The organism is Peribacillus simplex, from assembly GCF_001542915.1.
GTDB lineage: Bacteria > Bacillota > Bacilli > Bacillales > DSM-1321 > Peribacillus > Peribacillus simplex_B.
This window is the reverse complement of record NZ_LNNH01000019.1, coordinates 105,909-129,815: the sequence shown is the minus strand read 5'-3', so window position 1 is coordinate 129,815 and position 23,907 is coordinate 105,909. Positions and strand designations below refer to the sequence as shown.

The following is a 23,907-nucleotide window of genomic DNA, read 5'->3' as shown; positions in this document are numbered from 1 at the left end:
ACTCTTCGTTTGCGAAGGATAAGGCGTGCTGCTTGAAAACCGAGCAAATGGAAGTATACCTTAAATTATACATAGCTTAATTCAGAAAGTTCAAGGCGAATATCAATCTTTTGTCACAGCACATTTTCCTGTTAGCATCATTATACCTGTCTTCCCGATAACAATATAGTGCAGGCGAATTCGATGCTTTATCAACCATTCATTTTCCCTATTATGGAAACGGTTAGTATTTTAAAAATTGAGATAATTATTCCTTTATACTATAATGAGCATATAGAGCCGAAAAAAGGGGGAGTTTGTCGTATGAATGTGAAAGCGTTGCCAGTAGTGGAAGGTAAGTTCAATCTAAAGAATTACGATGAAACATACAAGGGGTTTGACTGGTCCGAGGCGGAAAAGGAATTCTCCTGGTCCGAAACCGGTAAGGTGAATCTGGCATATGAAGCCATTGACCGCCATGCCGAAACATACAGAAAAAACAAAATAGCCCTTTATTATAAAGACGATAAAAGAAAGGAAAAATATACATTCAAGGAAATGAAGGATTATACGAACCAAGCGGCCAATGTGTTCAAGGACATTGCCCATGTCGAAAAAGGAGATCGTGTCTTCATCTTCATGCCACGCTCCCCGGAGCTTTACTTTGCCTTGCTGGGTGCGATCAAAACGGGAGCGGTGGTCGGACCGTTGTTCGAGGCCTTCATGGAAGGCGCGGTAAGGGACCGTCTCGAAGATAGTGAAGCAAGTGTCCTCGTTACGACCCCGGAACTTCTGCCGCGCGTCCCGGTCGATGAATTGCCCCATTTGAAACATATTTTCCTAGTGGGCGAAAATATAAAAGAAGAGGGAAAGTATCATCACTTCAATAAAAAGCTAAAAGAAGCCGACACCAAATTCGACATTGAATGGGTGGATCGGAATGACGGATTGATCTTGCACTATACATCCGGTTCCACAGGGAAGCCTAAAGGCGTGCTTCACGTTCATAATGCGATGGTCCAGCATTACCAAACGGCAAGATGGGTCCTGGATCTGCAGGAGGAGGATGTGTATTGGTGCACAGCCGATCCTGGATGGGTGACAGGGACGTCTTACGGCATTTTCGGACCATGGCTTACAGGAACCTCGAATGTCATTGTAGGCGGGCGATTCAAGCCTGAATCCTGGTACAAAACCTTGCAGGATTTTGGTGTCACGGTTTGGTACAGTGCACCGACTGCCTTCAGGATGCTGATGGGGGCAGGTGACGAAATCGTTAAACGTTTCGATTTGAGTTCCCTCCGCCATATCCTGAGTGTAGGCGAGCCATTGAATCCTGAGGTGGTCCGCTGGGGAATGAAGGTTTTCAATCATCGCATCCATGATACTTGGTGGATGACGGAGACGGGAGCACAGGTCATCTGCAATTATCCTTGCCTGGAAATCAAGCCGGGCTCGATGGGAAAACCGATACCTGGCGTGAAAGCGGCGATAGTGGATGATCAAGGCAATGAACTTCCGCCGCACCGCATGGGGAACCTGGCCATTAAGAAAGGCTGGCCTTCCATGATGAAGACTGTCTGGAATAATCAAGCAAAATATGAATCTTACTTCATGCCTGGCGATTGGTATGTTTCCGGGGATTCCGCTTATATGGATGAAGAGGGGTATTTCTGGTTCCAAGGCCGGGTCGATGATGTCATCATGACGGCAGGGGAACGAGTGGGGCCGTTCGAGGTGGAAAGCAAGCTGGTCGAGCATCCGGCCGTAGCTGAAGCGGGGGTCATCGGGAAGCCCGATCCAGTCCGCGGGGAAATCATCAAAGCGTTTATCGCCCTTCGTGACGGATACGATGCAAACGATGCCTTGATTGAGGAAATCCGCCAATTTGTAAAAAACGGTCTTGCAGCGCATGCCGCGCCGCGTGAGATTGAATTCAGGGACAAGCTTCCAAAAACGAGAAGCGGTAAAATCATGCGCCGCGTCTTAAAAGCCTGGGAACTGGATTTGCCAACTGGCGATCTATCATCGATGGAGGATTGATTGCAAATAACATGTAAAAAGGCATCCATGTTCAGCGCATGGATGCCTTTTATGTCGTCTGATAGGAAAAAACAGGCTGGCGGTTTGATCCCGCCAGCCTGTTTTACGAAAAGAATCATTCTTCCTCTTCTTCCGCGTTGTTGGTTTCTTTGTCTTTATCATTGACCGTGTCTTTATTCTTGTCGGTCTTTGTATCCTCTTTATCTGCATCATCTTCGTCTTGATCCTGATCCTGATCTTTGTTTTTATCTTGTTCTTGCTGTGTATCAGAATCTTTGGCCTTATCTTGACCTGATGTGCGAGTTTCTTCTTTTGCTTCCGTTTTTTTATCTTCGTTTGCGATGTTATCTTTTTTGCGATCGTCTTTATTTTTGGTCGAATCTTCTTTGCTTGCCTTTTTAGCGCCGCTTTCGACATGTTGCGATGGAGACGATTCTTTCCCGACTATGTCAACGGCCGTTACGTAATAGGAGCCGCCTGAGCCGACTTTATAAACAAGCTCTGCACCAGCATTGATGCTCGCCACTTTTTTCCCGTCCTTATAGACACGATAGCCGACGACATCCCCTTCAGGATGAAGCCCCCAAGTGATCTTATCGCTGCTCATGGAGATGGAAAGGGGGGCGGGCGCTTTGCCATTATCATTCAATTTCGCTTTCGTAGCGACGACTTCCCCCTTTTCCTCGCCGCCAGGAATGATGGCGCCCGGATCGATCACATACTGCAAACCGATATCTGCAAACGAATCTGGGTTGAGCATGAACCCGCCGCTCGTGAATTCGCCAGGTGTTTGCGGAAGGGCGGCGTAGCGCTTGCTTCCGACTGAAACATATTGTCCGTCTATGAAACTATTATCCGCCTTGGATGGTGCGTACTTGGCGATGAATAAATCCGACTTGACCAGTCCGGCCTTTTGGCACGAACTTGAAGGCAGCAGTCCGGAAACGCCGCAGAAGGAACGGCTGACGATTCCGCCAGGCATTTGGAACCGTTTATCGGGATCGATGAGTTTCGGTTCGGCTTTGTAGGCCGCGTTGATCAGATCGGCCCAATAATATATATTCCGTTTATTGTATTCAAGTCCGTTATAGTTGCCTTGCAAGGATTTTGGCTTGTCATAACCGAGCCATGTCCCAAACGATACATTCGGATTGGTGGCTACGAACCAAGCGTCCCAATAATTTTGTGAAGTACCGGTTTTACCGGCCCAATCGCTTGAGAAGGCCAGGCGGTTCCTGACCGACGCCGCCGTCCCGCTGTTTACGACATCACGCATCATGTCAAGCGTCAGGTAAGCGGCTTGTGGGGAAAAAACATCCACTGGTTTCACTTTATGCTGATAGATGACCTTGCCATCCTTCGAAACGATTTTATCGATCATATAAGCATCGATGAATTCCCCTGAATTGGCAAAGGTGCCAAACGCATTGACGTTTTCTTCGACGGTTACACCCCTGTCCATGGCACCCAATGACATGGACAGGTTGGAGTAATCGCCTTTCGTCACGGTGGAGAAGCCCATTTTCTCCAAATACGAAGCAGGTCTCAGGTTGATTATCTTTTTGTAAAAGAGCGCTGCCGGGATATTGTAGGACTTCTTCAGGGCCTCGCGGGCAGTCGATACGCCCGTATAGCTGCCGCCGCCATAGTTCCCTGGACTCCAAGCTCCAATGGAAATCGGCACGTTGGCCGATACGCTTCCAGGTGAGATCTTGCCTAGCTCGATCCCTGGGCCATATACAAGCAATGGCTTCATCGTTGAACCGTTTGAGCGCAATGATGCGGTCGCATGGTTCGTCTGTTCCCGCTTGAAATCACGGCCGCCAACGAAACTGATGATTTTCCCTGTTTTATTCTCGATCAGGATCGCTCCGGCCTCCACGGGCTGGCTCACGGTTTTCGTTTCCTTCGTATCCGGGTCGACGACCTGCGTCGGTTTATCGTATCCGAAGTTCGGATAGTTTTTCGTTACTTCCTGCATTTTGTCATAAATCTTTTTGTTGACGGTGGTATAAATTTTATAGCCATTTTGTCGAAGCTTACGATCGGCAAGGGCTACATATTGCGCTTTTAGATCATCATCCTCTAAATCCTTTTCTTCATATCCATCTTCTTTTGCTAGATTGACAGAGAGGATTTCAATGGAGCGTTTTTCAATTTCATAGGTGAGCCATGGATACTTCTCCGATGGCATCTCCGATTTTCCGATAAAGTCTTTGGTTATGTCGTAGGCTTTTGCTTTATCATACTCGTCCTTTGTTATGTATCCGTTACTGTACATCCGTTTTAAAACGGTTTTCATCCTGTTGATGCCAGGCTGTTGATTATCTTTCAATTTCCCTTGCTGCGTATATGGTGTGTAACCGAATGGACTTTGCGGCAATCCGGCGATAAACGCGGATTGGGGCAGTGTCAGGTCTTTGGCCTCCACGCCAAAAATACCTTCAGCAGCCGACTCGACACCAGCAATGTTCCGACCGGAAGAGTTTCTTCCCAAAGTGGAGACGTTTAGGTACGTTTCCAAAATCTCTTTTTTTTCAAAGAATTTCTCTACCCGGAGTGCAAGCAGGATTTCTTTTGCCTTCCGATCAAACGACACTTCGTTTGTCAGCACCTGGTTTTTGATGAGCTGCTGCGTTAATGTGCTTCCTCCCGATTGGACGGATGCATTGGAGAATTCCTGGTAAATGGCACGCAGGATCGCCTTCGGGACAACCCCGTCATGCTCGTAAAAATATTCATCTTCTGTCGCGATGACCGCATTTTGAAGATACTTGGAAACTTTATCGATTGACACTTCTTCACGCTCGAGATCGCTCTTAAGCTTGCCCAAATACACCTCATTGGCAAAGTATACTTCAGAGGTCTCTTCATAATTGTAGATGTCTTTTTTAAGATCTTCTTTTGAGCGTACCGGCTCATCTTTGACGAGGGCAGCGAAATAGCCGGCTCCAACGCCGCCGGCGAATGAGAATCCTAGAATCCCGACAATAATGAGGATCAGCGTTAAATTCCAAAAGACCTGGTAGGTGACCCGTGCATTTTTTTGTGTCTTTTCATTTCGGAAAAAACGGGTCAGCTGCTTCCATGCCGTCCGTAATCTATCTTTTTGATTATTATTCATCGTATCATACCCCCTGAAATCACATATATTATAGCATATAACAAGTAGGCGAAAGGTCATCTTTCTTATTTTTCTAGAATCTGTAAGGGTAATGTTGACAAGCAATCTTATGTATGATAAAAGTTTATTAACAACAATAAAAGAATGAATTGATCGCGATGATAGGACCCAGTAGTCAGACTATCCCTGTTTTAGAGAGCCGGTGGTTAGTGGAAATCGGTACAAATGGTTTGATGAATTACTTCCTGGAGCATTTGCTGTGAAATGATAGTAGCAGGGAACGGTTGACGACCGTTATTCGTTTTAGAGCGGAGGGCATAGTATGTCCTCAAGTTGGGTGGTACCGCGAATTTATTCGTCCCTTCATATTTATGAAGGGGCGTTTTTGTGTGCTTTTTGCGGAGGCTTTCTATAGATGGAGGAGGAATATTACATGGAATTGCTTAAAGACCTCGAATGGAGAGGGATTATTTATCAACAAACGGACGAAAAGGGCTTTAAAGACCTATTAGAAAAAGAGAAAATTTCTTTATACTGCGGTGTAGATCCGACTGCCGATAGTATGCACATCGGACATCTGCTGCCATTCTTGACATTGCGCCGTTTCCAGCAGCACGGCCATCGTCCTCTTGTGCTAGTTGGCGGGGCGACTGGACTTATCGGTGATCCGAGTGGTAAAAAGGAGGAACGCCAGCTGCAAACGCTGGAAAAAGTTCTTTATAATGCCGACTGCATAAAAGGGCAGCTATCGCATATCTTTGAATTCGACGGCGAAAATGGTGCCGTCATGGTCAATAACTATGACTGGTTGGGTAAAATCGATCTCGTCACCTTCTTGCGTGATTATGGGAAATACATTGGCATTAACTACATTTTGGCAAAGGATACAGTTGCTTCGCGCCTGGACACGGGGATTTCCTTTACTGAATTCACGTATACGCTTTTACAAGGAATTGATTTCGGGCATTTATACAGCAATTACAACTGTAAATTACAAATTGGCGGAAGTGACCAATGGGGCAATATTACGACAGGACTTGAAGTGATTCGGAAATCGAATGATGAGGAAGCAAAAGCATACGGTATGACGATTCCGCTCGTAACGAAAGCGGATGGTACGAAATTCGGTAAAACGGAAGGCGGAGCGATCTGGCTTGATCCGGAAAAGACAACCCCGTACGAGTTTTACCAGTTCTGGATCAATACAGCTGATGCCGATGTCGTGAAATACTTGAAATTCTTCACATTCCTATCTCGTGAAACGATTGAAGAGCTAGAGCAATCCGTACAGTCTGAACCGCATCTTCGCAAAGCGCAAAAAACGTTGGGCGAAGAGATGACCCGTTTGATTCATGGTCAGGAAGCCCTTGATCAAGCAATCAAAATCTCTGCTGCGCTATTCAGCGGTGAGGTGAAAAATTTGACTGCAGCGGAAATCAAGCTGGGCTTTAAAGATGTCCCTAGCTTTGAACGTGAAACCAAGGAAGATATCGGTCTGGTCGAGTTGATCGTCGAAGCGAAAATCTCCCCATCGAAGCGCCAAGCCCGTGAAGATATCCAAAACGGTGCCATCTCCATCAATGGAGAAAAAGTGACCGATCTGCAGTATGTCGTGACGGAAGCTGCCAAGATCGAGGGAGAGTTCATTCTCGTTCGCCGCGGCAAGAAGAAATATACATTAGTCAAATAAGTGTAGGGAAGCCCGGCTGAGTGACAGCCGGGCTTTACTGCGCATGTGCAGAACGGGTGATTGGAGCGGAAATCAACCACGCCGCATAACTTATAGCAACAAACTATGCGAAAAAACAGCCTATCTAAAAAACGTCCTCCATATCAAGAGAACGAAAATTCAGGAGAACAAGAAAAAAAACCTAGAAACATTGAAATCAATGTTTCTAGGTTTTTTAAAGTTAACAAAGTATTAACGAGAGTAGAACTCAACGATAAGCGCTTCGTTAATTTCAGCAGGCAATTCAGAACGTTCTGGTAAACGAGTGAAAGTACCTTCCAATTTCTCAGCATCGAAAGTAAGGAAATCAGGTACGAAGTTAGTTGCTTCAACTGATTCTTTGATGATTGAGAAGTTGCGTGATTTTTCACGAACTGCGATTGTTTGTCCAAGGGACACTTTGTAAGATGGGATGTCTACGCGACGTCCGTCTACAATGATGTGACCGTGGTTAACAAGTTGACGTGCTTGACGACGTGTACGAGCTAAACCAAGACGGTAAACTAGGTTGTCAAGACGTGATTCAAGAAGAACCATGAAGTTTTCACCATGAACACCTTTGATTTTGCCAGCACGGTCGAACATTGAACGGAATTGACGTTCAGTGATTCCGTACATGTGACGAAGTTTTTGTTTCTCTTGTAGTTGCATTCCGTATTCAGAAATTTTTCTACGTTGGTTAGGACCATGTTGTCCTGGAGCATAAGGGCGTTTTTCTAATTCTTTACCAGTACCTGTTAGGGAAATTCCTAAACGACGGGATAGTTTCCAGCTTGGGCCAGTATAACGAGCCATAGGATGACTCCTCCTTTAAATGTTTTTATTTTGGTAAAATAAAAACCGTGTGAATGGACGATCATGACCATTTTGTTTTCATGTACCTTCGCCCTAGCAGCAGAGAGTTACGAGATACACCTCTGTAAAGGAGGAACAAAATGAGAACATAAAAGCTGTCACATAGGCTGCAATATTTTACACAAGGAGTATTGTATAATATTCTGCTCGATGAGTCAAGGGTATAGGCGATTAATTAAAGAAGCGGGAAAGTGAACCGAAGAAGATGGAAAGACAAAATATTTAAAAAATACTATTATTAGGGAGGAATTTTTCATAGTGAGCGTTATAATGAAGTAATGAGTATAAAACATAATTACATGGGTGGTTTTCCCTTTTCATTGGGACCCCTAATTATATGTTATTTGCATGGTCTGATCCCGGTTTCTTTGCATCGATTCAACTTTCGGATATGATGAAATCTCAGGTTCTCTTAAAAAAATAGGCTGTAATATAGGGATGATAAAGATGAAGAATAAAACAGCTCAGATATTAAATCAATTAAGGATGCTCTTCTTTCAACATATGCAAAATAGAAAGGGTGAACTTCATGACGCGACGTTTTTGGAGACCTTTTTATTGGATACAAAAGAATTGCTGGAGATGGAAGAGGTCACGTTCTTTAAATTCGATGAGTGGAAGCAGCAATTCTATAAAGAAGCCTCGACTGGAAGCCTTCACGACTATATCATGGAAGCCCCTGTTCAGGAGTATATTCAATTATTATGGAGAGAACAAGTTGGTGATGGGGATGGAATGGTCCGCATGCAAGCGGGAGCCCTGGATATTCATGTCGTCATCCCCCTTTGGGATAACGGGAAGGTGATCGGCGTGACGGCATTTAAAGAACGGGAAGCCAGCGCCCTTTCCAGCCTGACGTTGGAGGAAGGCTCCATCTTTGCTAATGAATTCACGATCATCTTGAAAACCGCTTTATCCATTTCAAAGATATCGGACGATGAAAGGCGGTATAAACAACTTTTCAAGGTTACTGAAAAGTTCCATTCTTCCATGAGCAGGGATGCGGTACTGGGGGAGATCATCGCTACTTTACATACCGTGTATCCGACATTCGAGTATTTCCTGTTACTTTCGCATGATCATGACGGCCATGAAAACTTGCCGATCAAGGAACTCGAATATGATAGTGATAATGTGGCTGCTTTGCAAGCCTATGTATCGGGCAATATGGAATTCGAAGATCAGCCTTCCGAAAATCAATCCATTCTATATGCGCCATTAAAGGGGAAACAGGGAGTCTATGGAGTGCTTCAGGTCATTGCTCCTAAAACCCTCACTTTCCCGAAGCAGGAAATCGAGTTTATCTCATTGCTTGCCAATACGGCCGGGAGCGCCTTGGAGAACGCCCAGCTGTATCAACAATCCAAACGGCTTGTTGCGGACCTGCAGCTAATAAATGAGATATCCCGCCATTTGAATTCCAATCTGCGCCTGGATGAAACGATGGAATATATGAAGCGGCAGATCATCACATCCTTTCATGCGGAACAAGTTGGCTTTTTGACGCTTGATTTGGATGACGCGGGGGCAATCCTCTCTGGCAGCTCGGATTTCTTTGATTCAGAGGGAGCGGGCCTTTATGTCTCATTCCTGATCGATAGGCTCGGGAGTGAGAAGGAATCGCTTTTCATCGGTGATCTAAGGGTACATCGCCCGGAAGCAGAGATACGGTATCGTTCCCTGATGGCCGTACCGATGATGAAAGGGGATGAAGTCAAGGGCTTCGCCGTCATCCTCCATACGGAGGCCTATTTCTTTTCGTTCGAAATGTTCAAGTTGCTGCAATCCCTCATCCATCACTCCAGCATGGCGATGGCCAATTCGATTCTGCGGGAAGAACTTGAAAAAATGGTCATTACCGATCATCTGACACAGCTGTATTCCAGGGGATTCCTTGATGAAAAAATGTCTAGATCGCTTGAAAAGGATGAAGGGGGAGCATTCATCATGATCGATATCGATAACTTCAAAAGGATAAATGATACATACGGTCATCAGGTTGGCGATGAAATTCTGATCCAAGTGGCGAACCTTCTCCAGCATAATATTCGTGATCATGATATAGGGGCAAGGTGGGGCGGGGAAGAGCTTGCTATCTACTTGCCATGTGAATCTTTGGAAACGGGCATTCGAATTGCGGAACGGCTGAAGGATAAAGTGAGGGATATTTCCAATCCGGGTGTAACGATCTCGGCAGGCGTGTCCCATTGGGGGAAAGGGCGTCCTGATAGTGTGAAGGAAATCGTCAAAAGGGCCGATGAAGCGTTATATAGCGCGAAGAATTCTGGCAAGGACCGGGTGCATGTGCATGGAGTCCTGCTATGAAAAAGGGAGCAGCTTGCATGAGCCGCTCCCTTTCTTTCATGTTATAAATGCTTGGAAAGGATCTCAGCGAACTTCTCGAGTCCCTGCTGATCGATTTCGTCAAATCTGTTCGTGATCGGGCTGTCGATATCGAGCACACCGATCAAATTGCCTTCCTGCATGAGAGGTATGACAATTTCAGATCGCGATGCTGCATCACAGGCAATATGTCCAGGGAATTGATGGACGTCCTCGATGCGCAAGGTTTTTGCAGTGGCCGCGGATGTCCCGCATACGCCCCTGCCCATTGGGATGCGGACACATGCCGGAAGCCCTTGGAATGGTCCTAAGATCAATTGGTCTTCTTCGTATAGATAGAAGCCGACCCAATTGACTTCATCTAGAAACTGATTCAGTAAAGCCGCCGCATTGCTTAAATTGGCAATCCGGTTCGTTTCATCTTCAACTAAGGCGTAAAGTTGTTTTTGGACCAGTTCATAGTTTTTTTCTTTTTTTCCTTGATACATTTCGACATTAAACAAAAGCGTTCACCTGTCTTCCGCATATTTTTACAGCACATTCTAGCCATGTTGCTTGATTGTTGGGAAATTGTCGAGAACTAACTAAAGGATTCAGCCTCATTCGTGCAGAAATTAGTCCACAAGACTTGTCTCAAAGAAAGCGAGGGATTGCCTGAATGAATCGCCAAACGCCAACGAAACAAGCCATTGTCGAAGCTGCCCTGCATTTATTTCATTTGAAAGGTTACCATGCGACTTCAATCCGGGATATTGCCAATAAAGCGAAAGTGAACGCTGCAAATATTGCCTACTATTTCAAAAATAAGCAGGGGCTGCTGGAATTCTGTTTCACTTCCTATTTAGAAGACTATATCCTGGTCCTTGAGACGAACATGACCCTTCTCGACCTTAAAGGACCGCAGCAGTGCTTGCTGAATCTCGTGAAGGGCATACTCGCCTTCCAGAGGGAAAACTTCCTGGCTGCACGGTTCATCTATGGGGAATCATCACTCGATTCCAATTTAAACCGGGAAATTCATTCGACTTATTTTACAAAAGAAAAGTCTTATTTTCAATATATTTTGGAACAGGGAATCAAGAACCGGAGCTTCCACTCGGTCTCGATCCCGATGTATTTGCTGCAGCTGAAGGGCCTGCTTACGGCCCCTGTCCTGCATACCCATTATGCGATGGATGTGCTTCATGTGTTTCCGCAGGAAGCCTATTACACGAATATTTATGCGAATGAAGTGGGACGGTTCCTTCAGGATACCCTTTTCATTGCAAAGGACCTCGAGCCACAGTTGGCGGGGCGGGCCTGAAGTTACCCATTGAACTCGGGAATCAATGCCTGGTAGCCCTGCCCCAAATCTTGGACCTGATGGGCATCGGAACCATAAACGAGCGGAATGCCGAGAGCCATGGCGCGTCTGGCAAACCGTTCCGGCGGATACGGTTCGCCGCATAGCGGTTTAACAAGCCCGGCGCCATTATAATCCAATTGGTAGTTTTCTTTCTTGATCAAATCCAGCACCCTGTATACATGCTCGTCAAAATTCAATGCGGATGGATAGCGCTGCTGGAATTTATGGACCAGGGTGATATGTCCGATCCGTTTCGGCTTATATATGCCTAAATCAGCTTCGATCGATTTTTCTAATGTATCATAGTATTTGGCATATAGCGCTTCGACGGATCCTAGTGTTTTAGCGATCTGACCAAACTCATCTGCACTGAAATCGATGCAGTGCCAATTCTCGTGATTCTTGATGAAGTGGACGGAAAGTATGCTATCGTCCAGGAACTCCCCGGTTTCATCGAGGAATTCCTTTGTTGCTTTCTCATGGCCTTCGATAAAGTCGACTTCCAGTCCGATTTTGATCAAGATTTTGTCTTTATGGCGTTCCTTCAACACGCGGAGCTCCTGAAGGTAATCGAGGAGCAGGGCGGCGTCCATGCCACTGTCTTTTTCAGGTGTCGGGTCATGGAAATCCCTAGGTAAGGGTGCGTGCTCCGTAAATGTGATTTCATTTAATCCCAGCTCGATTCCCCGCGTAATATATTCATTGAAAGTATCCGTAGAGCCGTGAGGGCAAAACGGAGTATGCACGTGACTATCAGCTTTCAAGGCCATTCCCTCCCAAAAAACAGGTATTTGTAGCAATTTTCTACAAAAAAATCATTTTTCTCATCAAAAATTATTGCTAACATGGTATCATAAAAGCATTAAATTTAACATTTTAAAAATTGATATATAATAGAGCAAGACTGTAAGGACTAGAACAGGGGGCCTAGCATGGAGTACATACTTGGGGTAATTGTATTAATTTTGATTTTCATCATTTGGGGTTATTTTTTCAAAAAGAGATATTTTAAAGAAATCGATCGACTGGAAACCTGGAAAATAAGCATCATGCACCGCCCCGTGCTGGAAGAGCTTTCTAAAGTCAAACAATTGAACATGACTGGTGAAACGGAGGAGATGTTCGAAAACTGGCGTATCGAATGGGACGCGATCATTACGGACCATATGCCCAAAGTCGAAGAGCTTTTATTCGATGCAGAGGAGTTTGTCGATAAGTACCGGTTCAGCCGTTCGAAAGAGGTACAGCACAAAATTACCGTCATGCTGAATGAAATTGAAGAAATGATTAAAAAGATCTTATATGAATTGAATGAACTCGTAGGCAGTGAAGAGAAGAATCGCTTGGAAATCGAGGATATTAAAGAATCCTACCGCCAACTGAAGAAATCATTGCTAGCACATAGACACAATTATGGGAAAGCGGCGGATAAGCTGGAAGGCTCCCTTGATGAAGTATTGCAGGTCCTGCAAAAGTATGAAGAAGAAACGGAAAACGGGAACTACTTGAATGCGAGGGAACTTGTTCTTTCGATAAAGGATAAACTTTCGGTCCTGGCCGTCAAAATGGAGATGCTTCCAAAGTTATTGGTTGACAGCCAATCCGAGCTGCACGCCCAAATCAATGAATTAAAGGATGGGTATGAGGAGATGTCGGGACAGGGTTACCTGTTGAGCCATATCCATTTTCAGCAGGAAATATCAAGGCTTGAGGAGGAACTGGCGCTTTATAAAACGCAATTGGAAAATGCCGAAACGGAAACGGTCGAAAAAGGAATCAAAGATATGCATGAAAGCATCGATGTACTGTATGACCTTCTGGAAAAAGAGGTGCTCTCCAAACAGTATATCCTGAAAAATGATGAAGTCCTCAGGAAAACGATAAGTGACCTTGAATATGAAAATGATAAACTTAAAGTCGAAACGATACATGTCCAGCACACCTATCATCTGACTGAAAATGAGCTCGATGCACAGCGGAAAATGGAAAAGCAGATTGCCCAAATTTCGAAACGCCATCAATTGCTTGTTTTGAAGATGGAGGATAATGTGATGGCAAGCTCTTTAATCAGTGAAGAGATGCAGGGGCTTTCAGCACAGCTGAAAGAACTACAGGAGAACCAGAAAGACTTTACCGTTAAATTACAGGCGTTGCGGAAAGATGAAATGGACGCGAGGGATTCATTGGCTGAACTGAAGCGCAAACTGGTCGATACGGGCCGTTTAATTTCCAAAAGCAATATCCCTGGGCTGCCTGAAGAATATAAAGCGGTGCTCCAGGATGCCAAGGAAAGCATCGAGGACGTTCAAAATAAACTGGAAGAAAAGCCTCTTGATATGGCCGCTGTGTATATTTATTTAGAAAAAGCGGTTCAACAGGTGCATAAGGTCTACGAAAAGGCACATGAATTGATCGAGCATATGTATTTGGCCGAAAAGGTAATTCAATTCGGAAACCGTTATCGTAGCAGTCATGATACGGTTGCCGACAGCCTTAGGGAAGCAGAGGCGAAATTCCGCAGCTATGAATATCAAGCTGCATTGGAAACGGCAGCCACGGCGATTGAAAAGGTCGACCCCGGCAGCTTACGGAAAATTGGGGCGAATATCGAAGAAGTCCTATCTTAAAACCCGCCATGGCGGGTTTTTTTATTTGGGACACGATTGGCTATGGCTATGGCAGATTATCCACTTATTGCGTGTTCTTTCAAACCAGGACCATTGATTTACATTCTCTTTCAAATTCAATTATGTTAATATTAGTAGTTGCAACAGCAACGAATAAAATTATATGTAAAAGAATGACCATCATAGATACAAAACATGGAAGGTGAACCCATGATTTATTTTGACAATAGTGCAACAACCAAACCATATCCGGAAGTGATCGAATCATTCATGAAGATATCTTCTGATTATTTCGGCAATCCATCCTCGCTGCACGGGCTTGGGGTCCAAGCCGAAAAACTTCTGGCGGCAGCACGAAGGCAGGTTGCTGATTTATTGAAGGTAAAAGGCTCGGAAATATATTTCACTTCCGGGGGGACCGAAGGGAATAATCTCGCCATTAAAGGTGCAGCCCAATCTCAGATGAAACGGGGCAAACACATCATCACGACGGCGATTGAGCATCCATCTGTCGAAGATGCGTGTCAATCATTGACGAAATTGGGCTTTGAAATCACGATTCTACCTGTTAACGAATACGGGCAGATTGAAATGACTGACCTTAAAGGTGCATTGAGGGACGATACCATATTGGTTTCCGTCATGCATGTCAATAATGAGGTGGGCTCGATACAGCCGATTGCTGAAATAGGGAATTGGCTTAGGCAGTACCCTCAGGTGCTTTTTCATGTCGATAATGTACAGGGAGCAGGCAAGGTTCCTTTATCATTACGCGAAGCCCATGTTGATTTATGCACCTTTTCCGGTCACAAAATCCACGGCTTGAAGGGGACCGGCTTCCTTTACGTTCGTGACGGCGTTCGGATAGACCCGCTGTTTCACGGGGGCAACCAAGAAACGCAAATCAGGAGCGGCACCGAAAATGTCGCGGGGATTGTCGCCCTTTCCAAAGCTTTTCGTATTAGTATGAACAATCAATTGCTGTATCATGATAAGCTTGAAAAAATTAAAAACTACTTATACAAAGGGTTATCGGACATGGAAGGGGTGCTCGTCAACAGCCCTTCGGAGGGCGCGCCCCATATATTGAATTTTTCCGTACCGCTGCTTAAATCAGAGGTATTGCTGCACGCTCTCGAATCGGATGGAATCTTTGTTTCGACGACGAGTGCCTGTTCTTCGAAAAAAAGGACGGTTAGCAAAACGGTGGATGCGATGTTCCATGACCCAGCTCGTTCCGAGAGCGTCCTCCGTATCAGCACTACTTATGGAAATGAGCTGGATGAAGCCAAGCAAGTTCTGGCGGCGATACAGAAAATTGTCGCTAATTTAGAAAAAATAATGAGGGTTGCGAAATGAAATTTGATCATATAATTATCCGCTATGGAGAAATCTCCACGAAAAAAAGAAACCGTAAAGGCTTTGTAGATAAAATGAAGGCACATATCCGCTGGAGTTTAAAGGATATCGAAGGTGTTGTGCTTACGGCAAACCGAGAGCGGATGTACGTCCTTCTGAACGGGGTGGACCATAAGCCTGTCATCGAACGGTTAAAAGGCATTTTTGGCATCCAGTCTTTAAGTCCAGCGATAAAAATCGAGCGTGACCTGGAAGTGATGAAAACGGCAGCGCTGTATTACCTTAATCAAACTTCTGAAGAGGTCAGCACATTCAAAATCACGACGAAACGTGCCGACAAGGATTTCCCCTATAACACCGATGAGATTAACAGGGCGCTTGGCGGGCATTTGCTTCGAAATACGGAAGATGTCAAAGTGGATGTGAAGAATCCAGATTTGAACTTGCTGGTTGAAGTGAGACGTGAGGCTGTATATATGACGGGTGAAATCATCCAAGGCGCCGGAGGGCTTCCCTTCGGTTCAAGCGGGAAGGCGATGCTGATGCTTTCAGGCGGCATCGATAGCCCTGTTGCCGGATTCCTTTCAATGAAACGCGGGTTGGATGTTGAAGCGATCCATTTTTACAGTCCCCCTTTCACAAGTGAACGGTCCAAGCAAAAGGTGATTGACCTGGCTGGGAAGCTTGCTGAAATAAATGGAAGCATGAAAGTGCATATTGTGCCATTCACGGAAATTCAATTACTGATTCAAAAACAGATTCCGGAAAACTACTCGATGACGACAACTCGCCGCTTGATGATGCGGGTCGCCGATAAAATCCGTGAAAAAGAGGAAGCCATGGCACTTATCACCGGCGAAAGCCTTGGCCAGGTGGCGAGCCAGACGATGAGCAGCATGTTCGCCATCAATGAAGTGACGAATACACCGATTTTGCGTCCGCTTATCACGATGGATAAAACCGAGATCATCAAAATTGCCAGGGAGCTCGATACGTTTGAAATATCCAATCTCCCCTATGAAGATTGCTGTACAGTATTCACGCCGGCAAGTCCAAAAACGAAACCGAAACGTGAAAAGGTCAATTACTATGAAAGCTTCGTTGACTTCGACTCCTTGATTGAAAAAGCGGTCTCCGAAACCGAAATCTTGACCATCAAACCGGGGCAGACATTCGATAATAAAGAAGCCATGGAAGACTTATTTTAATATCCTGTAATTACCAATAAAATAGTGCGAATGAAGCCATGTGTTTTAACACACTCTATAATCACAAGGAGGTGAAAAACACATGGCAAACAACAACAGCTCAAACGAATTATTGGTACCTGGAGTGGAACAAGCTCTAGAACAAATGAAATATGAAATCGCTTCTGAATTCGGCGTACAACTTGGTGCAGACACAACTGCTCGCGCTAACGGATCAGTAGGTGGAGAAATTACAAAACGCCTTGTTCAAATGGCTGAACAACAATTAGGCGGAGGGTACAAAAGATAATTTCATAAAAATGGCTACAGAGAGCGGGTTCTGAACCCGCTCTCTTCTGTTTGTCTCCAATTCGTGCGCTGCCGAAAAAAGCGAGAGGTAGGCCGAATAAATGGCGTGAATGGACGAAAAAGCGGGAGGTAAGCCGAATTAAAGTTATGAACGGCCGAAAAAAGTGAGTGTTAGGCAGATACAGGATAAAGAGAACGGGTATCGAACCTGATCTCTTTTTTATTTGTAAAAATACATGGATATGTAGGAGCAGTATCTTGTATAATGAGTAGGTACTAAGAGTTCATAATTGGAGGGGAAGAAAATGAAACGTGAAGATTTATTAGCTCCGGAACAGTACAACTTAGTGAGTGAGATGGAACGTTTTGCAAAAAAACCAGAAAAAGTTGCTGTTCTTTGGGAGAACGAAGCCGGAGAGAAAAAACAACTTACATATGAAAAATTAATTAAACGTGCAAATAGAATCGGAAATGCCTTCAAGAAGGAAGGGCTGGGAAAAGGAGATACCGTCCTGATCATCATTCCTCGCTTGGTAGAGGCTTACCAGGTGTATTTAGCCGCATTGAAAATAGGCATGATCGTCATCCCTTGCTCGGAGATGCTGCGTGCAAAGGACTTGGAGTATCGGATTGGCCACGGTGATGTCAAAGGGATAATCAGTTATCATGAATATACTTCTGAACTGAATGAGGTCGATGGTGCGGCTGGCCTTCTGAAATTCTCAATCGGAAAGCCGGTGGAAAGTTGGCTGGATTTGGATGAGCTTGCCGCTGCCGGATCGGATCAGCTGGAAATGGTTGCGACGAAGAGTGAGGATATGGCCTTCTTATCTTACACTTCCGGAACGACAGGAAATCCTAAAGGGGTCGTCCATACACATGGCTGGGCTTATGCCCATCTGAAAACATCAGCTGCAAACTGGCTCGGAATCAGTGAAGGGGATGTCGTTTGGGCCACGGCCGGTCCAGGTTGGCAAAAGTGGATTTGGAGTCCTTTCCTGGCGGTTCTGGGTACGGGAGCGACAGGTCTGGCCTATCATGGGAAATTCGAGGCGAAGAAATACCTTCAGCTGCTACAGGATTACAAGGTGAATGCGTTATGCTGCACACCGACCGAGTACCGTCTGATGGCCAAGGTGGATAATCTTGATGATTATGATCTTTCACACCTTCATAGCGCAGTATCGGCTGGTGAGCCCCTCAACCAAAAAGTATTCGAGGTCTTCAAAAATCATTTTCATATTGAAGTCCGGGATGGATATGGACAAACCGAAAATACCTTGTTGGTGGGTGTTACAAAAGGGATGGAGATCAAGCTGGGCTCGATGGGCAAACCGACTCCGGGAAACCATGTGGAAATCATTGATGATTCCGGCAACCCTTGTTCTCCGGGCGTAGTCGGGGACATTGCCGTGCATGTCGATACACCTGCACTCTTTAAAGAATATTTTAAAGATCCCGAGCGTACCTCGAAGCAATTTCGTGGTGACTATTATATTACCGGCGATCAGGCGAAAAAGGATGAAGAAGGTTATTTCTGGTTTGAAGGGCGTGCCGATGATATCATCATCAGCTCTGGATATACCATCGGGCCATTTGAAGTGGAAGATGCACTTGTCAAGCATCCGTATGTGAAAGAGTGTGCCGTTGTAGCCAGTCCTGATGAAATAAGGGGTCATGTGGTCAAGGCGTATGTCGTCTTGATGGATGATATCGACCCGCTTGGCGAGGACCTGGTCAAAACACTCCAAACACATGTAAAAGAATCGACGGCCCCATATAAATATCCAAGGAAAATCGAGTTTCTTGATGAGCTTCCGAAAACGACCTCCGGTAAAATCAAACGGGTTGATTTACGGAAAAGGGAAGAAGGAATCCTGAATAACTAATTGTGAGCATTGGTCAGCCATCCGGCTGACTTTTTTTCTATGGACGGGATGGCATGGAATCTTACCTATGGGAATCTGTGGAATGAGATGGTACACTTACTGCATATCCGTAAGAAACATTTAATAAGGAGTGTAAAGCCGGTATGGGAACGTTATGGTTCAATGGGTCCATTTATACGATGATTAAAGAAGGAGATCGGGTGGAAGCTCTTTTCAGTGAAAAGGGCGTGATAGTCGACACGGGCAGTCTTGCTTATATAAGACAGGCGTATGCCGGCAATATTTCCAGGGAAATCGACTTAAAAGGACAAACGATGCTTCCGGGGTTGGTGGACAGCCACCTTCATTTGGTCGGGCATGGCGAGCGCCTGCTTCGTCTAGACCTTTCCTTGATGGAAGCCCGGGATGCCATTCTGAGCGCCCTCAAGGAAAAGTGCGCCGGCACACCCGCAGGAAAGTGGATTGTCGCTGAAGGATGGAATGAAAATGAATGGACTGATCCTGACTTGATTTTACGGGATGAGCTTGATGCGATATCGACGGAGCATCCCATCGTCTTGAAAAGGATCTGCCGCCATGCCTTGGTGGTCAATTCCAGTGCCCTCTTGGCGGCGGATATCAAGGAGGAGGCAGAAGAACCGGCAGGCGGTGTGATATGCCGATATCCCGATGGGCGATTAAATGGTCTATTCAAGGAAAGCCAGGCACAGAACCTGATTTTGGACAGCCTTCCCGGCATTGACCAGGACTATATCGAAGCTGCGCTTTCAGAGGCGATACAAGATGCGCATAAGCTTGGACTGACGGGAGGCCATACGGAGGACCTCCATTATTACAATGGCTTCGTGCCGACTTACGAGGCGTTTAAATCGGTCATCGAGGACAAGGGGATGGCCTTTCGAGCCAATTTGCTCGTACATCATGAGGCCCTTGAAGATATGCTGGCAGCAGGAGGCCGTTATCAAGAGGGAACGCAATATATCAAGTTCGATAGCATGAAAATATTCACCGATGGCTCCTTAGGGGGGCATACAGCCTTGCTGAGCGAGCCGTATGCAGATCAAAGCGGTACGAATGGTGTAGCGATATTCACGGAAGCAGAGCTTCGCCATTGGGTGCAAAAAGCAAGGCAGGCAGACATGCCGATCGCGGCCCATGCCATTGGCGATCTCGCGTTTGAATATGTATTGAATGCCATTGAAGCTCTGCCTCCGAAAGACGGACTGCATGATCGGCTCATCCATGCCCAGATCGTCCGGCCGGAGCTGCTGGAGCGGGCAGTCAAACTGCCGGTGATCTTTGATATCCAGCCCGGTTTCGTACCGTCCGATTTTCCTTGGGTGGAAGAAAAGGTTCCGGCAAAGCTATTGGCATCCTCATACGCCTGGAAAACCTATTTGAATATGGGTATCACTTGTGCGGGCGGTTCAGATGCACCGATCGAGCCATTGAATCCAATCCTGGGGATCCATGCTGCTGTCACGAGAGCGAAAATCGATGGTGATGACGCGGGGTATGGCTTGGCTGAAAGGCTTACCGTTTTTGAGGCATTTTCTCTATATACGAAAGGGAGTGCCGCGGCAATAGGCCAGGAAAAGCGGCGCGGTATGATCTTCAAAGGGTATGATGCCGACTTTACCGTATTTGATTTGGATGTCTTTGCAGTGAAGCCTGATGATCTCCTAACAGCTCAAGCGGTCATGACGGTCATTGATGACAGGATCATGTATGATGAAAATAACAGTTGCAAAACGAGTCATCGGAATGCAGAATAGGTAGATGGTTTTAAAAGATCAAGGAATGAATGGAAAGAAGGCAGGTTATGAAAGTGAATGAACAAAAAGAAGGGGCGATCTATGCCGCTCTTTCTTATATGATGTGGGGAATTGTTCCGGTGTACTGGAAATTCCTCCAGGGGGTCGGTGCAACAGAGATACTGGCGCAAAGGGTATTATGGTCTTTCGTCTTCATGCTGGTATTATTGATGTTCATGAAAAAATGGCAAGCGTTTCTTGACTATGTCAAGAATATAGTTCGTAACCCTAAACTCTTTATAGCTTTACTTACAGCGTCACTGCTCGTTACAGCTAACTGGGGAGTATTCATCTGGGCCGTTAACTCCGGCCGGATTCTCGACACCAGCCTTGGCTATTATATCAATCCGCTAGTCAGCGTCCTCTTGGGCGTGATCGTCTTAAAGGAAAAATTGAGCGGAGCGCAAATCATGTCGTTCGCGCTTGCCGGAATCGGTGTTTTGATCCTTGGGATTCATTTTGGCACCATTCCCTGGGTCTCCCTTGTCTTGGCGATGACCTTTGGATTGTATGGATTGGCGAAAAAAATGATCAAGGCCGAATCGGCGATCGGGCTGACGCTAGAAACGATGATGGTGACGCCCCTCGCCCTTGGTTACCTGATATACTTATCGGCCCAGGCAGACATGAAATTCTTTACAGCGGGGAGCACAGGCTTGCTGTTGGTTGGCGGCGGGATCGTCACGGCGCTACCTCTTTTATATTTTGCAAAAGGAGCAGAAAAGATCCCGCTTTCGATGCTTGGCATTTTTCAATATATCGCTCCGACCTTATCTTTACTGATCGGTGTATTCGTCTATCATGAAAGTTTTACGAAAGCACATCTTTTAGCCTTTTTGTTCATATGGTCAGCTTTGGCCGTTTATACGCTCTCCATCACGAAATGGGGGCAGGCAAGCGCCCGCAGGTTCAAAGGCAAGAGGAATATGGGTGCATGAATGAAAAAGATGCTTGGCGGAGCTTTTCCTCCAAGCATTTTTTTATGCAGGGCCATGCATCAGGATAGGTGAAACGTCGAACCTATTTCAGCAACGATCAAATCAGGGAGGCTCTCGAGTCGGGGGACCTGTTCTTTGCGGATGGGATAGGGTTGGACTGTGTCAAAATAATAGGAACTGTCAAGGCTAACGATATGGTCTGTCAGGTAGGCCGATATGGTTGCATTCGATTTTCTATTATCGTTTAACTCATCAATGATTCCTTTAGAATTGGTAATGCCGATCCCGTGGCCAAAAAAGAGATTTTTCCCTAATAATATCGCATTTTCCCCTTGCCATTCAGGCGTTTTTTCATCATGTTCCGGGTTTTTGAAATACACGCAGTCCCCTGGTAAATAATCGGTGCCGCGGTGAACGAGCAGGATCATATTCGTTGGGGGATGCCAGTCATATAGCACGAGGTCTGAAAAAAGATAGTCAAACTTCCGCGGGCCGATTACATCCATGATCCCCATTAAGAACGTGACGACTATTGCTGTCCCGCATTCGAAAGCATATAGCGTTCCATTTTGGAAAATATCTGCAATGGCAACATGGGGGGGAATTCCTGGCTGGAGGGTGAAGGTGCCATCCTTTGCGAGGTGCCAATATCGTTGATTTGTTTCCGATTCATCGAGTGTAGCAAATTCTGCACCGCTTTTATCTAATGAAATGGCTGCCTCCATGACTCGAAGCCTCAATTGAATGTCGAAATTAAGTTCCTCCAAGTTCCGGTATTCAAAAACGGTCGCATATCCCGCCAACAATTGTAGCAGTTCCAGCGCCTTGGCAGATGGTATTCCTGGCTGGAGTTGACTGATATCTAACCATTTGTGATTAATCTTGATCATGATCATATCCACCTTTTGCTTATGAGTTATGAATCTGGTACATGGAAATGTCTGCAGGTCATGGTCATTATATGATTATCCGGATGGAAGTGATTATGTGAAGGAGGAAAAGTGCCGGTAATGAAGCATGTTTCAGATGGCAGGTGTAGGGGATTTTTTAACGGAAGCAAATTAGTTTTCCCTTTTCGCGATGAATTGATATAATGATAGAGAAAAGTCCATATGTGCGAGAAATGTAGGGGAGCCAGTAATGCTGGCTGAGATTGCATCCTTTAGATGCTGACTCTTTGAACCTGATCTGGATGGTGCCAGCGGAGGGAACATATTATGACAGATTTTCCGTTTTGTATGTTAACGTCCGAATTCATCTTCGGGCGTTTTTTGTTTTATGATTGGCAAAATGCACCTGGCGCCCTTAATATACCTGCATGTGGATCTTATACGATGAGTAGGAGGATACCCGCTTGAATAAATTTTTGCCATTGCTGACTTCGTTGTTCCTTTTAGCTGGATGTGGCGCCGGCGGAACGAACGAAAAAGATGAAGCAACAAAAAAGGAAGATAATGAAGGATTGAAAAAAGTATCGGTCGTTCTCGATTGGACACCGAATACAAACCATACAGGATTGTATGTAGCCAAGGAAAAGGGGTATTTTAAAGAACAAGGATTGGATGTCGATATCATCATGCCAGGTGAAGCCGGTGCGGATAAGCTGGTGGCCTCCGGGAAATCCGAATTTGGCGTAAGCTACCAGGAAGGCATTACCCAGGCCCGCGTCCAAGGTGTGCCGATCGTTTCACTGGCTGCAGTCATCCAGCATAATACCTCTGGATTCGCATCTCCAGCGGATAAAAACATTAAATCCCCTAAGGATTTTGAAGGGAAGACATATGGTGGCTGGGGGTCACCGGTAGAAAAGGCCATCATGGATTCGCTCATGAAAAAAGAAAATGCGGATGTAAATAAAGTCGATATCGTCAATACAGGGGATGCTGATTTTTTCACTTCAGTTAAAAGGGATGTAGACTTCGCCTGGATTTATTATGGATGGACAGGTGTCGAGGCCGAGCTGAGAAATGAAAAGCTGAATATGATTTACTTGACCGATTACTCGGATAAGCTCGATTACTATACGCCTGTTCTGACAACGAACGAAAAGCTGATCAAAGAAGATCCAGAAACGGTTAAGGCATTCGTTCATGCAGCTTCTGAAGGGTATCAGTTTGCGATTGATGATCCCGATGCGGCAGCGGACATTTTAATGAAGGCCGCTCCGGACCTGGATGCCAAACTAGTGAGGAAGAGCCAGGCGTGGCTTGCGGATAAATATCAGGATGATGCTCCGCGCTGGGGTGAACAAAAGCTTGATATATGGAAGAATTACAGTGATTGGATGAGAGAAAATAAGCTTCTTGAAGGTGATTTTAAACCTGAAGAGGCGTTTACCAACGAATTTTTACCTAATTAGGAGGAAA

The 23,907-nt window shown here is 45.6% G+C and carries 17 protein-coding genes, 1 riboswitch and 1 other annotated feature; of the genes, 12 read left to right on the top strand and 5 right to left on the bottom strand.

The features are described from left to right. Positions 1–303: 303 nt before the first annotated feature. A complete protein-coding gene (gene acsA, locus AS888_RS11395) occupies positions 304–2,022 on the top strand; it encodes an acetate--CoA ligase (protein WP_061142271.1) in 1,719 nt (572 codons plus the stop codon). A gap of 115 nt (positions 2,023–2,137) precedes the next feature. Here acsA and AS888_RS11390 read toward each other — a convergent pair whose 3' ends face one another. Beyond that, the gene (locus AS888_RS11390; RefSeq protein WP_081092401.1) at positions 2,138–5,146 is read right to left on the bottom strand and encodes a transglycosylase domain-containing protein; all 3,009 of its coding nucleotides are present in this window, start codon (positions 5,144–5,146) and stop codon (positions 2,138–2,140) included. A gap of 149 nt (positions 5,147–5,295) precedes the next feature. Further along, positions 5,296–5,512 (top strand) — a binding site (T-box leader). A 67-nt stretch (positions 5,513–5,579) separates the two neighbouring features. Here AS888_RS11390 and tyrS point away from each other — a divergent pair. Beyond that, positions 5,580–6,836, top strand: a complete 1,257-nt coding sequence (gene tyrS, locus AS888_RS11385) for a tyrosine--tRNA ligase (RefSeq protein WP_061142270.1) — start codon at positions 5,580–5,582, stop codon at positions 6,834–6,836. A gap of 231 nt (positions 6,837–7,067) precedes the next feature. On the opposite strand, the gene rpsD is transcribed toward tyrS, so the two are convergent. After that, positions 7,068–7,670 carry a 30S ribosomal protein S4 gene (rpsD, locus tag AS888_RS11375; RefSeq protein ID WP_061142268.1) on the bottom strand — a complete coding sequence of 201 codons (603 nt, stop codon included), beginning with the start codon at positions 7,668–7,670 and terminating at the stop codon, positions 7,068–7,070. Positions 7,671–8,234: 564 nt separating this feature from the next. Here rpsD and AS888_RS11370 point away from each other — a divergent pair. Then, positions 8,235–10,055, top strand: coding sequence for a sensor domain-containing diguanylate cyclase (locus AS888_RS11370; RefSeq protein WP_185113076.1), 1,821 nt, complete (start codon positions 8,235–8,237; stop codon positions 10,053–10,055). 41 nt (positions 10,056–10,096) lie between these two features. Here AS888_RS11370 and AS888_RS11365 read toward each other — a convergent pair whose 3' ends face one another. After that, a complete protein-coding gene (locus AS888_RS11365; RefSeq protein WP_061142266.1) occupies positions 10,097–10,576 on the bottom strand; it encodes a GAF domain-containing protein in 480 nt (159 codons plus the stop codon). 155 nt (positions 10,577–10,731) lie between these two features. Between AS888_RS11365 and refZ the strand changes: the two genes are divergently transcribed. Next, positions 10,732–11,376: a forespore capture DNA-binding protein RefZ gene (refZ, locus tag AS888_RS11360; RefSeq protein ID WP_061142265.1), complete on the top strand. Its 645-nt coding sequence runs from the start codon at positions 10,732–10,734 to the stop codon at positions 11,374–11,376. Between the two features lie 2 nt (positions 11,377–11,378). On the opposite strand, the gene hisJ is transcribed toward refZ, so the two are convergent. Beyond that, complete coding sequence (gene hisJ / locus AS888_RS11355) at positions 11,379–12,182, bottom strand: histidinol-phosphatase HisJ (RefSeq protein ID WP_061142264.1); 804 nt, start codon at positions 12,180–12,182, stop codon at positions 11,379–11,381. A gap of 168 nt (positions 12,183–12,350) precedes the next feature. On the opposite strand from hisJ, the gene ezrA reads away from it, so the two are divergent. The 7 genes from ezrA to rarD all read left to right on the top strand — a co-directional run bounded on the left by ezrA (position 12,351) and on the right by rarD (position 21,541). Continuing rightward, the gene (gene ezrA, locus AS888_RS11350) at positions 12,351–14,045 is read left to right on the top strand and encodes a septation ring formation regulator EzrA (RefSeq protein ID WP_061142263.1); all 1,695 of its coding nucleotides are present in this window, start codon (positions 12,351–12,353) and stop codon (positions 14,043–14,045) included. 210 nt (positions 14,046–14,255) lie between these two features. Continuing rightward, positions 14,256–15,404, top strand: coding sequence for a cysteine desulfurase family protein (locus tag AS888_RS11345; RefSeq protein WP_061142262.1), 1,149 nt, complete (start codon positions 14,256–14,258; stop codon positions 15,402–15,404). After that, positions 15,401–16,612, top strand: coding sequence for a tRNA uracil 4-sulfurtransferase ThiI (gene thiI, locus AS888_RS11340; protein WP_061142261.1), 1,212 nt, complete (start codon positions 15,401–15,403; stop codon positions 16,610–16,612). The genes AS888_RS11345 and thiI overlap by 4 nt, the downstream gene beginning before the upstream one ends. Positions 16,613–16,694: 82 nt before the next feature. Further along, a complete protein-coding gene (locus AS888_RS11335) occupies positions 16,695–16,901 on the top strand; it encodes an alpha/beta-type small acid-soluble spore protein (RefSeq protein WP_057911412.1) in 207 nt (68 codons plus the stop codon). Between the two features lie 304 nt (positions 16,902–17,205). After that, positions 17,206–18,789, top strand: coding sequence for an acyl-CoA synthetase MbcS (gene mbcS, locus AS888_RS11330; protein ID WP_061142260.1), 1,584 nt, complete (start codon positions 17,206–17,208; stop codon positions 18,787–18,789). A gap of 143 nt (positions 18,790–18,932) precedes the next feature. Next, positions 18,933–20,564 (top strand): amidohydrolase, encoded by a 1,632-nt coding sequence (locus AS888_RS11325; protein ID WP_061142259.1) that lies wholly within the window; start codon positions 18,933–18,935, stop codon positions 20,562–20,564. A gap of 47 nt (positions 20,565–20,611) precedes the next feature. Next, entirely contained in the window at positions 20,612–21,541 is a 930-nt protein-coding gene (gene rarD / locus AS888_RS11320; protein WP_061142258.1) for an EamA family transporter RarD, read from the top strand. A 59-nt stretch (positions 21,542–21,600) separates the two neighbouring features. Here the strand turns inward: rarD and AS888_RS11315 are convergent, their stop codons facing one another. After that, positions 21,601–22,431, bottom strand: coding sequence for a hypothetical protein (locus AS888_RS11315; protein ID WP_061142257.1), 831 nt, complete (start codon positions 22,429–22,431; stop codon positions 21,601–21,603). A gap of 227 nt (positions 22,432–22,658) precedes the next feature. Further along, a riboswitch (TPP riboswitch) is annotated at positions 22,659–22,768 on the top strand. A gap of 127 nt (positions 22,769–22,895) precedes the next feature. Here AS888_RS11315 and AS888_RS11310 point away from each other — a divergent pair. Further along, the gene (locus AS888_RS11310; RefSeq protein ID WP_061142256.1) at positions 22,896–23,900 is read left to right on the top strand and encodes an ABC transporter substrate-binding protein; all 1,005 of its coding nucleotides are present in this window, start codon (positions 22,896–22,898) and stop codon (positions 23,898–23,900) included. The last annotated feature ends 7 nt before the right edge of the window (positions 23,901–23,907 follow it).

Excerpts from the sequence above, each read along its gene's own strand:
- acsA (WP_061142271.1), top strand. The coding sequence starts at position 304 with ATGAATGTGAAAGCGTTGCCAGTAGTGGAAGGTAAGTTCAATCTAAAG.
- thiI (WP_061142261.1), top strand. The coding sequence starts at position 15,401 with ATGAAATTTGATCATATAATTATCCGCTATGGAGAAATCTCCACGAAA.
- AS888_RS11345 (WP_061142262.1), top strand. The coding sequence starts at position 14,256 with ATGATTTATTTTGACAATAGTGCAACAACCAAACCATATCCGGAAGTG.
- ezrA (WP_061142263.1), top strand. The coding sequence starts at position 12,351 with ATGGAGTACATACTTGGGGTAATTGTATTAATTTTGATTTTCATCATT.
- AS888_RS11335 (WP_057911412.1), top strand. The coding sequence starts at position 16,695 with ATGGCAAACAACAACAGCTCAAACGAATTATTGGTACCTGGAGTGGAA.
- tyrS (WP_061142270.1), top strand. The coding sequence starts at position 5,580 with ATGGAATTGCTTAAAGACCTCGAATGGAGAGGGATTATTTATCAACAA.
- AS888_RS11370 (WP_185113076.1), top strand. The coding sequence starts at position 8,235 with ATGCAAAATAGAAAGGGTGAACTTCATGACGCGACGTTTTTGGAGACC.
- AS888_RS11325 (WP_061142259.1), top strand. The coding sequence starts at position 18,933 with ATGGGAACGTTATGGTTCAATGGGTCCATTTATACGATGATTAAAGAA.
- rarD (WP_061142258.1), top strand. The coding sequence starts at position 20,612 with ATGAAAGTGAATGAACAAAAAGAAGGGGCGATCTATGCCGCTCTTTCT.
- AS888_RS11390 (WP_081092401.1), bottom strand. The coding sequence starts at position 5,146 with ATGAATAATAATCAAAAAGATAGATTACGGACGGCATGGAAGCAGCTG.
- refZ (WP_061142265.1), top strand. The coding sequence starts at position 10,732 with ATGAATCGCCAAACGCCAACGAAACAAGCCATTGTCGAAGCTGCCCTG.
- AS888_RS11315 (WP_061142257.1), bottom strand. The coding sequence starts at position 22,431 with ATGATCAAGATTAATCACAAATGGTTAGATATCAGTCAACTCCAGCCA.
- mbcS (WP_061142260.1), top strand. The coding sequence starts at position 17,206 with ATGAAACGTGAAGATTTATTAGCTCCGGAACAGTACAACTTAGTGAGT.
- rpsD (WP_061142268.1), bottom strand. The coding sequence starts at position 7,670 with ATGGCTCGTTATACTGGCCCAAGCTGGAAACTATCCCGTCGTTTAGGA.